We start from the raw sequence: 14,344 nt of genomic DNA on the forward strand, positions 1-14,344 counted from the left end.
CTCTTATCAATTCTTCGCGACGGCGGGTTTGTCCGTCGTTGGCGCTGCTGCCTGTTCGCGCCAACCAACGGCCAGGCCGTTGTTGTAACGAAGGTCGACTCGCGCAATGTTCGTGATCTGGTCTTTCAGTGTCTTGTCGTAGATGGCGATAAAGCGGCGCATCTTCTCAAGCAGATTGCCTCGTCCCAGCAGCAGCTCCAGGCCTGGGCCTGCACTGCCTGCGCCGGTGGTCAGAAACCAGCTGCCTCGCTCACGCAGTTCCAGGCGAGCGATGGAGAACCCCAGCGGGCGCAACATCTGACTCAGTACTTGGTACTGCTGCATCACCTGCTGTTGAGCCCGCTGTGGCCCGAACAACTGCGGAAGGTGTTCGTAATTGGCCAGTTCACGCGGGGTGAATGCCTGGCCCTGGTTGTTCAGCAGGGATTGATCGCCCCAGCGCGCAACCGGTAATTGTTCTTCCAGACGGATCACCACCTGATCCGGCCAGACGCGGCGGACCTCGGCGTGGGCGATCCACGGCATTTGCTCAAGCTCGGTGCGCATGCCGGCCAAATCGATGTTGAAGAAGCTGGTCGCCACGAACGGCGCGATCCGCTGCTGCACGGCTTGCTGACTGATGTAGCTCAAGTCGCCCTGCACGTTGATTCGCGAGATCGGCCGGTCGGCGTAAGGCAGCAGACGCTGGGCGGCTTCGTACGTACCAAAACCGAACACAACCAACAGCACCGGCCACATCAGGCTGCGCAGGAAACCGAAGTTCGGTCGCGACATGCGCGACGACATGGGCTCCTTGGCCACCATGCGGCTGGCACCCCGCGGCACCGGCTTGTTGCGGCCGGTAGCGGATTGCTGATGACGAACCGTTGCGCCGTGCATGATTTACCCTCGCACCTGGACGCTGTCGGCCAGAATCGCTAACACCAACTGTTGGAAATCGAGCCCGGCCGCGCGCGCAGCCATGGGCACAAGGCTGTGGTCGGTCATGCCGGGAACGGTGTTCACTTCCAGCAGCCAGAATTTGCCATCGGCGTCCTGCATGACGTCGGTGCGCGCCCAGCCGGCAATGCCGACCGCTTCACACGCCCGCGCCGTGAGTGCCTTGAGTTCATCTTCTTTGGCTGCATCGAGGCCGCAAGGCATCCGGTACTGGGTATCGGAAGCCAGGTATTTGGCGTCGTAATCGTAAAAACTGTGGGGAGTACCCAGACCGATGGGAGGCAATACCTGCCCACGCAGAGAAGCGATGGTGAACTCCGGACCTTCAATCCATTGCTCGACCAACACTTGCGAATCGTAGGTACGGGCGGCGTTCCAGGCGGCGATCAATTCGTCGACGCCGGTCACCTTGGCCATACCGATACTGGAACCTTCATGGGCGGGTTTGACGATCAAAGGAAAGCCCAGTTCCGTTGCTGCAGAAATACAATCTGCCTCGCTGCTCAGCACGGCATGGCGGGGCGTCGGCAACCCCAGACTCTGCCAGACCTGCTTGGTGCGCAGCTTGTCCATCGCCAGCGCGGACGCGAGTACGCCGCTGCCGGTGTAGGGGATTTCCAAGCACTCCAGCAGACCCTGCATGGTGCCGTCTTCGCCACCGCGACCGTGCAACACGATGAACGCGCGGTCGATCTTTTCGCTGACCAGCCGTTGCAGGAAATCCTCACCCACGTCGATACCGAACGCGTCGACGCCTGCGCTTTGTAGCGCTTCAAGCACCGCACTGCCGGATTTCAGGGAAACCTCCCGCTCCGCGCTCTTGCCGCCGAACAGCACGGCGACGCGGCCGAAGCGTTTCGGCTCCAGCGTCGAGAACAGGGCGGACTGCAGGGCGGCTGTCATTTCAGCTTACCTTCGGTTGAGGCCACGATGGCGCCGGTAAACAGCGGGCTTTTCAGCAATTGCGGTGCGAGCCCGGCGATGTCGCCAGCGCCCTGGCACAGCAGAATGTCGCCGGCGCGCAGCAGCGGTTTGACCAGCGGAGCCAGTTCGACACCACGCTCGATGTAGATCGGATCAAGCTGACCGCGCTGGCGAATACTGTGGGCCATCTGACGGCTGTCGGCGCCCGGGATCGGTTCTTCGCCGGCGGGATAGACTTCCATCAGCAGCAGCACGTTGGCGTCGTTGAGGACCTGCACGAAATCGTCGTACAGATCGCGGGTGCGGCTGTAACGGTGCGGTTGGTAAACCATGACCAGACGGCGATCGGGCCAGCCGCCGCGCACAGCTTTGATGACGGCAGCCACTTCGGTCGGGTGGTGGCCGTAATCGTCGACCAGCATCACACTGCCGCCTTCGACCGGCAGCTCACCGTATACCTGGAAACGTCGACCCACACCCTGGAAGCCCGAAAGCCCCTGCACGATGGCCTCATCGGTAATGCCTTCGTCGGTGGCGATAGCAATGGTCGCCAGCGAATTGAGCACGTTGTGATTGCCCGGCATGTTCACCGACACATCAAGGGGCTCACGGTCGCGACGCAGCACGGTGAAGTACGTTTGCATGCCTTCCTGACGCACGTTAATCGCGCGTACGTCGGCCGCTTCGTTGAAACCATAAGTCATGGTCGGACGCTTGACCGACGGCAGAATGTCGCGCACCACCGGATCATCGATGCACACCACTGCCAGCCCGTAGAACGGCAGGTTGTGCAGGAACTCAACGAAGGTTTTCTTTAACTTGTTGAAGTCACCTTCGTAGGTCGCCATGTGATCGGCGTCGATATTCGTGACCACAGCCACCATGGGCTGAAGGTGCAGGAAACTCGCGTCGCTCTCGTCGGCTTCGGCGATCAGGTAACGGCTCGTACCCAACTGTGCGTTGGTGCCGGCGGCATTCAGGCGACCGCCAATGACGAACGTCGGATCAAGGCCCCCGGCTGCGAATACCGAAGCGATCAGGCTGGTGGTCGTGGTTTTGCCGTGTGTACCGGCGACAGCGATGCCGTGGCGATAGCGCATCAACTCGGCCAGCATTTCAGCGCGTGGCACGACTGGAATACGACGCTCAAGGGCGGTCGCCACTTCCGGGTTGGACGTGTTCACAGCGCTGGAGACGACCAGCACATCAGCGGGAGCAGCGTTTTCTGCCCGGTGGCCGATGAAAATCTGCGCACCGAAGGATTCCAGACGCTCGGTCACTGCCGAGGTCTTGAGGTCCGAACCCGACACGTCGTAGCCCAGGTTCAGCAACACTTCAGCGATACCGCACATCCCCACGCCGCCGATGCCCACGAAGTGGATACGACGGATGCGGCGCATTTCCGGCTGGGGCATGGCGCGTTGATTCTCAACCATGGGCCACCTCCAGGCAGATATCGACGACGGTGTTGGTGGCGTCAGGCTTGGCCAGTTGGCGAGCCGTGACGGCCATGCGGTTCAATTGTTCGGGTTGCATCAAAACCTCTTTCAGGCGAGCGGCCATCTCGGCGGCGCCAGTTGTCGCTTGCGGCATGACGAAGGCAGCGCCCTCGCGAGCCAGATATTCGGCGTTGCGCGACTGGTGATCGTCGATCGCGTGGGGCAAAGGCACCAGCAATGACGGCAGTCCGGCAGCAGCCAGTTCACTGACGGTCAACGCACCTGCGCGGCAGACCACCAGATCCGCCCAGCCATAGGCTTGGGCCATGTCTTTGATGAACGGGGCGACCTGCGCCTCGACGCCGGCGGCGCGGTAACGCTCGGCGGTCACTTCATCGTGGTGCTTGCCGGCCTGATGAAACACTTCAGGGCGGATGTCGGCAGGCACTTGCGCCAGGGCTTCCGGCAGCAATTTGTTCAACGGCTCGGCGCCCAGGCTTCCGCCCAGCACCAGCAAACGAGGCCGGCGACCGATCAGCGTCTGGCGCGGCGTCTCGAAAAACAGCTCGGCACGCACCGGGTTACCGGTGGTGCGACGCTTGGCCGATGCGGCGAATGTCTGCGGGAACGCTTCACAGACCCGCGCGGCGAAGGACGCCAGGCTGCGATTGGCCGTGCCCGCCACCGCGTTCTGCTCATGGATGATCAGCGGCACGCCAGCCAGCTTCGCCGCCAGACCACCTGGGCCTGTCACGTAGCCACCGAAGCCGACGACGCAGACCGGCTTCAACTCACCCACCACCTTGCGCGCCTGCAACAACGCTTTGATCAACATGAACGGCGCCTTGAGCAACGACAGCCGACCCTTGCCACGCAGACCGGTGACGTTGATCAGGTGCAGCTTCAGGCCTGCTGCGGGCACCAGCTCGTTCTCGATGCCGCGCGGCGTTCCCAGCCAATGCACGGTGTAACCGCGGGCCTGGAACTCACGGGCGCACGCCAGCGCCGGGAACACGTGTCCGCCGGTGCCGCCTGCCATGATCAACACGTTACCGGCGGCCATGGGTCGGCTCCTCGGCAAAGTCGCTCTCCTGGAACTCGGCTTCTTCGCTGCCCATGTTGTTGCGCGATTCCCATTCGATGCGCAGCAACAGCCCCAGACTCGCGCAGCAGATGATCAACGAACTGCCACCGTAGCTGAGGAATGGCAGGGTCAGACCCTTGGTCGGCAGCAAACCGACGTTCACGCCGATGTTGATCAGGAACTGACCAATCCACAGAAAGGCCAGGCCGTAGGCGGTGTACGCGGCGAAGAACTGCTTGGCGCGCTCGGCCCACATGCCGATGTACATGGCGCGGATACTGACGAACACGAACAGCCCGACCGTAGCCAGTGAACCCACGACGCCCAGCTCTTCGGCCAGTACCGAGAACACGAAGTCGGTGTGGGCTTCCGGCAGGTAGAACTGCTTCTGGACACTGTTGCCAAGGCCGACGCCGAACCATTCGCCGCGACCGAAGGCGATCAGCGCCTGGGTCAGCTGGTAGCCGGAACCGAATTGATCGGACCACGGGTCGGTGAAGGTAATCAGACGCGCCATCCGGTACGGCTGGGCCTGAACCAGAACGAACACTGCGGCAACCGCCAGGGCCACCATCAAACTGAAACGGAACAGGCCAACGCCGCCGAGGAACAGCATCGCCGCCGCCGCGCCCATCATCACGACCGTGGCGCCGAAGTCCGGCTCCATCAGCAGCAGGCCAGCCATCGGCAGCAAGACGATGAACGGCTTGAAGAAGCCCATCCAGCTCTCGCGCACTTCCTGCTGGCGTCGAATCAAGTAACCGGCGAGGAAAATCACCACGAAAACTTTGGCGATTTCCGACGGCTGCACGTTGAACATGCCGAAGCCGATCCAGCGCATCGAACCGTTCACCTCACGCCCGATGCCGGGCACGATCACCGCGATCAACAGGCCGAATGCACCGATCAGCATCAGCCAGCCGAGACGCTGCCAAGTGGCGACGGGCACCATCATGGTCGCGACGCAAGCGACGAGGCCGAGCACCAGATAGATCAAGTGACGGGTCATCATGTACAGCGCGTTGCCCGACTGAACGGCGGCCACTTCCGACGACGCGGAAGTGATCATCACCAGGCCCAGGCCCAGCAACGCGAGGCAACCGGCGAGCATCGGGAAATCGACGTCAACGCCACGGCCGCTGATGATCGGCGACGGGTACGGCTTGATCACGCCAAAAATCATGACAAGTCCCCCACGGCCCGGGCGAACAGTTGTCCGCGCTCTTCGAAATTCTTGAACATGTCCAGGCTTGCGCAAGCAGGCGACAGCAATACGGCGTCCCCTTCCTGCGCGATATCAGCAGCACGTTGCACGGCTTCTTCCAATGTAGTGACGCGTACCAGAGGCACCGATTCGCCGAAGGTTGCGGCGAGCAAATCCGCATCGCGGCCCAGCAGGACAACGGCGCGGCAATGGGCGGCAACCGGGGCTTTCAACGGAGTGAAATCCGCGCCCTTGCCGTCGCCGCCGGCAATCAGCACCAGCTTGCCGTCGATGTCGGCGCCCAAGCCTTCGATCGCTGCCAGTGCAGCACCGACGTTGGTCGCTTTGGAGTCGTCGTAGTAATTCACGCCGTTGAGCTCACGCAGCCACTGGCAGCGATGAACCAGACCGGCAAATGTCTTGAGGCTGGCAAGCATGGCGTCAAACGGCAGACCCACCGCATGACCCAGCGCCAGTGCGGCCAGGGCGTTGGCCTGATTGTGGCCGCCACGGATTTTCAGCTCGCGGACCGGCATCAGGTTGTCGAACTGGAAGGCCAGATACTTCTCGCCGTTCTCTTCGCGCAAGCCGAAACCGTTCCTGTCGGGCTTGTTCAAGCCGAAGGTCCAGCACGGCACGCCTTCGCCGATCAACGGGCGGGTCAGCGCGTCCTGACGATTGACCACCACCTGCCGCGCGCCGCGGAAAATCCGGTGCTTGGCCAAGTGATAAGCCGGCAGCCCGGCGTAGCGATCCATGTGGTCTTCGCTGATGTTCAGCACGGTCGCCACTTCGGCGCCGAGTTGATCGGTGGTTTCCAGCTGGAAGCTCGACAGCTCCATGACATACAGCTCGACGTCGTCGCTGAGCAGATCCAGCGCCGGCGTGCCGAGATTGCCGCCGACCGCGACACGCTTGCCCGCTGCCGCAGCCATCTCGCCCACCAGCGTGGTGACCGTGCTCTTCGCGTTCGACCCGCTGATGGCCACGATGGGCGCCTTGGCGTTGCGGGCAAAGAGCTCGATATCGCCGGACAACTTCACGCCGCGCATGGCCGCTTGCTGCAGCGCCGGGGTCGCCAACGCCAGGCCAGGGCTGACATACAGCTCGTCGGCGCGGCACAGGAATTCAACGTCCAGCTCACCACAGCGCACTTCGACCTGCGGGTAGTCACGGCGCAAGGTCGCGAGTTCTGGCGGATGCTCCCGCGTATCGGCGACAGCAAACGACACACCCCGGTTCGCCAGGAAGCGAACCAGGGACATGCCGCTCTTGCCGAGGCCGACAACGATGCGGAAGTGGTCAGAAGCGATCAGTGACACTCGTTCTACCTCAGTTTCAACGTGGCAAGGCCGACCAACACCAGAATCACGGTGATGATCCAGAAACGGACAATCACGCGCGGCTCGGGCCAGCCCTTGAGTTCAAAGTGGTGATGGATGGGCGCCATGCGGAAAACGCGGCGGCCGGTCAATTTAAAGGATGCGACCTGAATGACGACTGACAGGGTTTCCATGACGAAGACGCCGCCCATGATGAACAGGACAATTTCCTGACGGACGATCACCGCGATGGTGCCCAATGCCGCGCCCAGTGCCAGTGCACCGACGTCGCCCATAAAGACCTGAGCCGGATAGGTGTTGAACCAGAGGAAGCCCAGACCCGCACCGATCAGCGCGCCACAGAACACAATCAATTCGCCCGCGCCCGGCACGTAAGGAATCAGCAGGTATTCCGCGAACTTCACGTTACCCGACAGGTAGCAGAAGATCCCCAGCGCGCCGCCAACCATCACCGTTGGCATGATCGCCAGGCCGTCAAGGCCATCGGTGAGGTTAACCGCGTTGCTGGAGCCGACGATCACGAAGTAGGTCAGCACGACGAAGCCGATGCCCAGCGGGATGCTGAAGTCTTTGAGCATCGGAATCAGCAGTGTGGTTTCAACCGGAGATTGCGCCGTCATATAAAGGAAGATCGCCGCGCCCAGACCGAACACCGACTGCCAGAAGTATTTCCAGCGGCTCGGAAGACCGCGCGAGTTCTTTTCGATCACCTTGCGGTAGTCGTCGACCCAACCGATGGCGCCAAACAGCAGCGTGACGATCAGCACGACCCAGACGTAACGGTTGCTCAGATCAGCCCACAACAACGTGGCGATGCCGATTGCAGACAGAATCAGCGCGCCACCCATGGTCGGCGTGCCGGACTTGGAGAGGTGCGATTGGGGTCCGTCGTTACGCACGGATTGACCGATCTGCTTGCTCTGCAGGGCGCGGATCATCCACGGGCCCAGGCACAGGGAAAGTGACAGTGCAGTGAGCACGCCAAGGATCCCGCGCAGGGTCAGGTACTGAAAGACCGCGAAGCCTTTGTAGAACTGTTGCAGATACTCGGCCAGCAGCAGCAGCATTAATGTTTCTCCAGGCGTGTTCCGCATAAGGCCGCTACGACGTTTTCCATCGCAGCGCTGCGTGAACCTTTAATCAAAATGGTGGTGTTTTTATCGTGCTCGGCGCCGAGCGCTTCGATCAGCTCGGCCTGAGTTTCAAAATGGCGGGCATCCTGCCCGAAAGCCCTGACCGCATGGGCCATCAACGGACCGACGGCATACAGCGCGTCGACCTTGCCGACTGCGTATGCGCCGACGTCGCGATGGCCCTGCTCCGCCCAGGCGCCCAACTCGCCGATATCGCCCAGCACCAGCACCTTGCGGCCCGGGAACCCGGTGAGAATGTCGGTCGCGGCCGCCACGGACGTGGGGTTGGCGTTGTAGGTGTCATCAATGACGCGCATGCCGTTCGGCGCCAGTTGCGCCACAGTGCGACCCTTGACCGGCTGAACGTCGTTGAGCCCGGCAACGATGCCCGCGAGCGACACGCCCAGCGCATGGGCAGCAGCAGCGGCGGCCAATGCGTTGGCAACGTTATGCGTGCCCAACAGATTCAATTGCACCGGCGCGGAGCCGGCCGGGGTGTTCAGCGTGAACGCCGGGCAACCGCGCGCGTCGATGCCCAGGTCGGTGGCGTGGAAGTCGGCGCGGCTGTTGCTGAGCGCGAAGCTCAAGACTTTGCGTGCGCCGGCGCGGGCCACCCAGATATCGAATGCCTTGTCGTCGAGGTTCAATACCGCGATACCGCGAGCGTCCAGGCCTTCGATGATCTCGCCCTTGGCTTCGACGATCTTTTCCGGACCGCCGAACTCGCCCACGTGGGCAGTCCCGGCGTTGGTCAGGACACAGACGTGGGGCTTGGTCAGGCTGACGGTGAAAGCGATCTCGCCCACACGGGACGCGCCCAGTTCAATCACAGCGGCATCGAATTCCGGCGCCAGCTCAAGCAGCGTCAACGGGACGCCCAATTCGTTGTTCAGATTGCCGCGCGTCGCAAGCACAGGACCGCGCGTGCGCAGAATGCTCGCGAGCATTTCTTTCACAGTGGTCTTGCCGCTGGAACCGGTGATCGCAGCGACCGGCTTGTCCATAAACGCATTGCGGTTCAGCGCGCCCAGTTGCGCCAGGGCTTTGCGGGTGTCGGTGACGATCAACTGCGGCAACGAACTGCCCGGGATCTCGCGCTCAACCAATGCGCCGACTGCGCCTTTGGCGGCGACTTGATCAAGGTAGTCGTGACCGTCAAACCGCGGGCCGGTCAGCGCCACGAACAACTGGCCGGGCGTGATCCCGCGGCTGTCGATGCTGACACCGGAGAAACTGCAGTCATGGCCCACACGACGCGCGTCGAGCGGCACAAGCAATTCGCTGAACGAGAGCGGCTTAAGCATGTGCGGCCTCCCAGGCGTCGAGCGCTTTAGTGGCTTCTTCGAGATCGGAAAATGCCTGACGCTGTCCGTTGATTTCCTGGTAATCCTCGTGGCCCTTGCCGGCCAGCACGATCACATCGGCAGCGGACGCCTGGGCGATGATCTGCGCGATGGCCTGACCGCGCCCGGCAACGAAATCGACTGCTTTCGCCAAGACGAACCCAGCACGGATGTCATCGAAAATATGGGCCGGGTCTTCGCTGCGCGGGTTGTCGTCGGTGACCACCACTTTGTCGGCCAGACGCTCGACCACTTCGGCCATCAGCGGACGCTTGCCACGATCGCGATCGCCGCCGCAGCCGAACAGGCAGGTCAGTTGACCTTTTGCGTGGGGGCGCAAAGCGGCAAGCACTTTTTCCAGCGCATCAGGGGTGTGGGCGTAATCGACCACCACCAGTGGACGCGAGCCACCGCCCAGACGCTGCATCCGGCCGGCAGGGCCTTCCAGCGTTGGCAGCACCTTCAAGATGTCGTCCAGCGGATAATCGAGACCCATCAACGCGCCGACTGCGGCCAGCACATTGCTCAGGTTGAAACGGCCCAGCAAGCTGCTGCGCAAGACATGACTGCCCTGGGGCGTCAGCAAGGTCGCGCGTACGCCGTCGTCATCGAAATGCGCATCGCGGCAGAACAGATAAGCGCTGCTGTCTTCCTGGCTGTAAGTGATCAGACGCGACGCATGGGGCGCAGCCGCAAGCTCGCGCCCAAAGGCGTCGTCGAGATTGACCACACGGCAACGCAGGTCATTCCAGGCGAACAGCTTGGCCTTGGCGGCCGCGTAGGCTTCCATGGTGCCGTGGTAATCGAGATGGTCACGGGACAGATTGGTCATCACCGCCACGTCGAACGCCAGCGCGGTCACCCGGCCCTGATCCAGCCCATGGGACGAGACTTCCATGGCAACCGCTTTGGCCCCGGCCCTTTTCAGGTCATAGAGGGTCGATTGCACGGAGATCGGATCCGGCGTGGTGTGAATGCCGCTTTTCAGCTCGCTATAGAAGCCGGTGCCCAGCGTGCCGATGATGCCGCAGTGCTGCCCGAGGGTGTCCAGCGCCTGCGCCACCAACTGAGTCACGCTGGTTTTGCCGTTGGTGCCGGTCACGCCGATCAGGTTCAGGTTGCGGCTCGGGTCGCCATAAAAGCGCCCGGCGAGGTCGGACAACTGTGCCGCCAGGCCCTTGACCGGCATCATCGGGATGTCGGTGATCGGCAGCACCTTGGCGCCTTCAGCTTCATAAGCGATGGCCGCTGCGCCGTGTGCAATGGCGTCGGTAATGTGCTCACGGCCATCGACCTTGAGGCCCGGAATCGCCAGAAACAGATCGCCCGGACGCACCTTGCGGCTGTCCAGGGTCAGTTCGCGAATCAGCAGATCGCGGTTGCACTGGGCAAACAGCTTGCTCAAATTCAAAGACATCAGCCACGCCCTCCCTTGACTGGAGCGACGGCGGGCACAGCGTTAGCTTGTTGCTCAGGCGGAACCGGCGCGAGGTTGTCCGGACGCACGTTCATCAAGCGCAACGTGCCCGACATCACCTTGCTGAATACAGGCGCGGAAACCAGACCGCCGAAGTAACCGCCCTTGCTCGGCTCATCGATGACCACAACGACCGCGTAACGCGGGTTGCTCATCGGGCCGAAGCCGGCGAACAGCGAACGGTAGGAGTTTTCGGCGTAACCCTTGGTGCCCACGGACGTCTTCCGCGCGGTACCGGACTTGCCTGCCACGTGATACGACGGAACGCGCGCACGGTAAACGCCGCGCGGGTCTTCGATCACTTGCTGCAACATGCCCTGCACGGTCTTGGCCGTCGCTTCCGGAATGGCCTGAACCGACTCGGCTGGATTATCAGTTTTGAGAATGGTCAGCGGCACAATCTTGCCGTTGTTGGCCAGTGCCGCGTAGGCGTGCACCAACTGCAGCGCCGTGACCGACAGGCCGTAGCCGTATGAAAGCGTAGCGGTTTCAGCCTTGCGCCACTCGCGGTAGTTCGGCAGGTTGCCAACGCGCTCGCCCGGGAAGCCGAGGCCGGTGTATTGGCCCAGTCCCACACGCTGCATGGCATGGAAAATCGCTTCGCCACCCACGTCAAACGCCACTTTACTCATGCCGACGTTACTGGAGTTGATCAGGATGCCGGTCAGGTCGAGGATCGGTCCTTCGGTTTTGGTCACGTCACGGATGGTGTATTTACCGATCTGCAACGTACCCGGATACACCTCGACCTTGTCGCTCGGTTTCCAGCGGCCGCTTTCCAGCGCCGCGGTCATGGAGATCGGCTTCATGGTCGAACCGGGCTCGAACACGTCGATGATTGCGCGGTTACGCATCGCGGCCGGCACCATGGTGCGACGGTTGTTCGGGTTGTAGGTCGGCTGATTGACCATCGCCAGTACTTCGCCGGTTTTCACGTCCATGATCACCAGGCTGCCGGCCTTGGCGTCGTTCTCCTGAATGGCGTTACGCAGCTCGCGGGTTGCCAGGTATTGCAGGCGCAGATCAATAGACAAAGCCAAGGTCTTGCCGGCCTTGGCGTTTTTCTTCACTTGCAGGTCTTTGATCATCCTGCCGCGCCGGTCCTTGATGACCTGCCGCTTGCCGGGGACACCCGCCAGCCAGTCTTCATAGGCCAGCTCTACGCCTTCACGGCCGTGATCATCGAGGTCGGTAAAGCCGACCATGTGCGCGGTGACATCGCCCGCCGGGTAGAAACGGCGGAATTCTTCCTTGCCGTAAACGCCCGGGACTTTCAGATCGAGTACCGACTGACCCTGCTCCGGGGTCAGGCCACGGACCAGATAGATGAATTCTTTGCTCGCCTGCTCATTGAGGCGATCCGTCAGCGCCTTGGGGTCCTGCCCCAACGCTTGTGCAAGCTGGACCCACTTGGTCTTGTCGGCCTGCATTTCGGACGGGTTGGCCCAGATGGTGGTGACCGGCGTACTGACAGCAAGGGGCTCACCGTTGCGGTCAGTGATCAAACCACGGTGGGCAGGAATTGAAACGGTACGCAGGCTGCGCGCATCACCCTGTTCGATAAGGAAGCGGTGGTCGATGACTTGCAGGTCGACGATGCGGTAGCAGATCGCGATGACCATGACCGACAGCAGGCCGACCACGACACGGAACCGCCACGGGTAGAGCGCCCCTTCGAGTTTCATCATGGCGACACCATCCGGATATCGGCGGCGTTCGGAATGCGCATTTTCAGCTGATCGGTGGCCAGGGCCTCGATACGGCTGTGGGCAGTCCAGGTGCTTTGCTCAAGAATCAGACGACCCCACTCGGCCTGCGCCTTGTCGCGCACGCTGAGTTCACCGTACAGGGAGTTGAGCAGCTGACGGTTCCAGTGCGCGCTGTACGCCACACCGATGGCCGACACCAGCACAGCGATAAACAGCATCAGCATGAAGAAGCTGCCGCCCGGCAGGGGCTTGAAGAAACCGCGGCTCATCGGAGTTTCTCCGCGACGCGCATGACGGCGCTGCGCGAACGCGGGTTGGCGCGGGTTTCATCGTCGGACGCGAATTGCGCCTTGCCGACCAGCTTGATACGTGGCTCGAACGCCTGATGACGGATCGGCAGGTTGCGCGGCAGGTTGTCAGCTTCGCCCTTGACCAGCTTGCGCATGAACAATTTGACGATGCGGTCTTCCAGGGAGTGGAAGCTGATGACCACCAGACGGCCGCCCACTTCAAGGGCTTCCAGCGCAGCATCGAGCCCTGCTTCCAGATCGCCCAGTTCGTTGTTGACGTGGATGCGCAGGCCCTGGAACGCGCGGGTCGCAGGGTTCTTGCCCTTTTCCCACGCCGGGTTGGCGACTTTCAGCACTTCGGCCAGATCGCCAGTGCGCTCGAACGGCTGAGTCTCGCGACGGGCCACGACGGCACCTGCCATGCGGCGGGAGAAACGTTCTTCGCCGTATTCTTTGAAAACGCGGGCGATTTCTTCGGCGGGCGCCGTATTGACGAACTCGGCTGCGCTGACGCCGCGGGACGGGTCCATGCGCATGTCGAGGGGGCCATCGTTCATGAAGCTGAAGCCGCGCTCAGGGTCGTCCAGTTGTGGCGACGACACACCGAGATCCAGAAGGATGCCGCTGACCTTGCCCGCCAACCCGCGTGCTTGAGCTTCGGCGCCCAGCTCGGCAAAGCTGCGCTGCACAATGACAAAGCGGCCGTCTTCGGCCGCCAGCGTTTGCCCGGTGGCAATCGCCTGGGGATCTTTATCGAATCCGAGAAGCCGCCCCTCCGGCCCCAGGTTCTGCAATATGAGGCGGCTATGTCCGCCGCGCCCAAAGGTGCCATCCAGATAGCAGCCATCGGCGCGCACCGCGAGAGCCTCGACGGCTTCTTCGAGCAGTACGGTGATGTGGGTAAAGCCGCTATTCGTAGTCACAGAATCAAATCACGCAGTTCATCAGGCATAGCGCCCGGTTTTTGAATGGCCGCAAGGTCCGCATCAGCAAGTGCGTTCCAGGCGTCCTCATCCCACAGTTGAAACTTGTTGAGCTGGCCTACCAGCATCACTCGCTTATCGAGCTTGGCGTATTCACGCAAACGTGGCGGCACCAGGAAACGCCCGCTGCCGTCCAGCTCCAGATCCACCGCGTTCCCGATCAACAGCCGCTGCAGACGACGGTTTTCTTCACGGAAGGTGGCGAGCTCACGCAGCTTGGCCTCGATCAGCTCCCACTCGGGAAGCGGATAGATGCACAAGCACGGGTCGACGGTATCAATGGTGACGATCAGTTGCCCTGCGCTACGCGAATCCAACTCGTCACGGTACCGGCTCGGCATAGCGAGACGGCCCTTTGCGTCGAGATTGATTGCGTTTGCACCACGGAACACGGCGCGATCTCCAAATATTATCTTTTCGAGCCTAAAAAACCCACTTCACGCCACTTTCCGCCACTCGCGCACACTATAGGAATG

13 protein-coding genes are annotated in these 14,344 nt (G+C 62.1%); all 13 read right to left on the bottom strand.

The genetic code is table 11. The annotated features are described in order from the left end of the window. Positions 1-6: 6 nt before the first annotated feature. From SLW75_RS15215 to mraZ, 13 genes are read right to left on the bottom strand one after another with little or no spacing between them, the layout of a single operon-like run. Entirely contained in the window at positions 7-879 is an 873-nt protein-coding gene (locus SLW75_RS15215; protein ID WP_192132757.1) for a cell division protein FtsQ/DivIB, read from the bottom strand. 3 nt (positions 880-882) lie between these two features. Then, complete coding sequence (locus SLW75_RS15220) at positions 883-1,842, bottom strand: D-alanine--D-alanine ligase (RefSeq protein WP_296310990.1); 960 nt, start codon at positions 1,840-1,842, stop codon at positions 883-885. Next, entirely contained in the window at positions 1,839-3,299 is a 1,461-nt protein-coding gene (gene murC / locus SLW75_RS15225; protein ID WP_065992150.1) for a UDP-N-acetylmuramate--L-alanine ligase, read from the bottom strand. Before murC ends, SLW75_RS15220 begins: the two co-directional genes overlap by 4 nt. Continuing rightward, positions 3,292-4,365 (bottom strand): undecaprenyldiphospho-muramoylpentapeptide beta-N-acetylglucosaminyltransferase, encoded by a 1,074-nt coding sequence (murG, locus tag SLW75_RS15230; RefSeq protein WP_065992149.1) that lies wholly within the window; start codon positions 4,363-4,365, stop codon positions 3,292-3,294. The genes murC and murG overlap by 8 nt, the downstream gene beginning before the upstream one ends. Next, entirely contained in the window at positions 4,352-5,569 is a 1,218-nt protein-coding gene (gene ftsW / locus SLW75_RS15235) for a putative lipid II flippase FtsW (protein ID WP_065992148.1), read from the bottom strand. Before ftsW ends, murG begins: the two co-directional genes overlap by 14 nt. Beyond that, the gene (gene murD / locus SLW75_RS15240; RefSeq protein WP_410934847.1) at positions 5,566-6,912 is read right to left on the bottom strand and encodes a UDP-N-acetylmuramoyl-L-alanine--D-glutamate ligase; all 1,347 of its coding nucleotides are present in this window, start codon (positions 6,910-6,912) and stop codon (positions 5,566-5,568) included. Before murD ends, ftsW begins: the two co-directional genes overlap by 4 nt. 5 nt (positions 6,913-6,917) lie before the next feature. Further along, positions 6,918-8,000, bottom strand: coding sequence for a phospho-N-acetylmuramoyl-pentapeptide-transferase (mraY, locus tag SLW75_RS15245; protein ID WP_037014691.1), 1,083 nt, complete (start codon positions 7,998-8,000; stop codon positions 6,918-6,920). Continuing rightward, positions 8,000-9,370: a UDP-N-acetylmuramoyl-tripeptide--D-alanyl-D-alanine ligase gene (locus tag SLW75_RS15250; RefSeq protein WP_410928468.1), complete on the bottom strand. Its 1,371-nt coding sequence runs from the start codon at positions 9,368-9,370 to the stop codon at positions 8,000-8,002. Before SLW75_RS15250 ends, mraY begins: the two co-directional genes overlap by 1 nt. After that, positions 9,363-10,826, bottom strand: coding sequence for a UDP-N-acetylmuramoyl-L-alanyl-D-glutamate--2,6-diaminopimelate ligase (locus tag SLW75_RS15255; protein ID WP_410934848.1), 1,464 nt, complete (start codon positions 10,824-10,826; stop codon positions 9,363-9,365). The genes SLW75_RS15250 and SLW75_RS15255 overlap by 8 nt, the downstream gene beginning before the upstream one ends. Continuing rightward, entirely contained in the window at positions 10,826-12,571 is a 1,746-nt protein-coding gene (locus tag SLW75_RS15260; protein WP_197985980.1) for a peptidoglycan D,D-transpeptidase FtsI family protein, read from the bottom strand. The genes SLW75_RS15255 and SLW75_RS15260 overlap by 1 nt, the downstream gene beginning before the upstream one ends. Beyond that, entirely contained in the window at positions 12,571-12,864 is a 294-nt protein-coding gene (gene ftsL / locus SLW75_RS15265; protein WP_037014701.1) for a cell division protein FtsL, read from the bottom strand. The genes SLW75_RS15260 and ftsL overlap by 1 nt, the downstream gene beginning before the upstream one ends. Beyond that, entirely contained in the window at positions 12,861-13,808 is a 948-nt protein-coding gene (gene rsmH, locus SLW75_RS15270; protein ID WP_296311778.1) for a 16S rRNA (cytosine(1402)-N(4))-methyltransferase RsmH, read from the bottom strand. Before rsmH ends, ftsL begins: the two co-directional genes overlap by 4 nt. Continuing rightward, positions 13,805-14,260 (bottom strand): division/cell wall cluster transcriptional repressor MraZ, encoded by a 456-nt coding sequence (mraZ, locus tag SLW75_RS15275; protein WP_037017349.1) that lies wholly within the window; start codon positions 14,258-14,260, stop codon positions 13,805-13,807. Before mraZ ends, rsmH begins: the two co-directional genes overlap by 4 nt. Positions 14,261-14,344: the final 84 nt, after the last annotated feature.

Source organism: Pseudomonas sp. W5-01 (genome assembly GCF_046540435.1).
In the GTDB taxonomy this organism is placed as follows: Bacteria; Pseudomonadota; Gammaproteobacteria; order Pseudomonadales; family Pseudomonadaceae; genus Aquipseudomonas; species Aquipseudomonas graminis_B.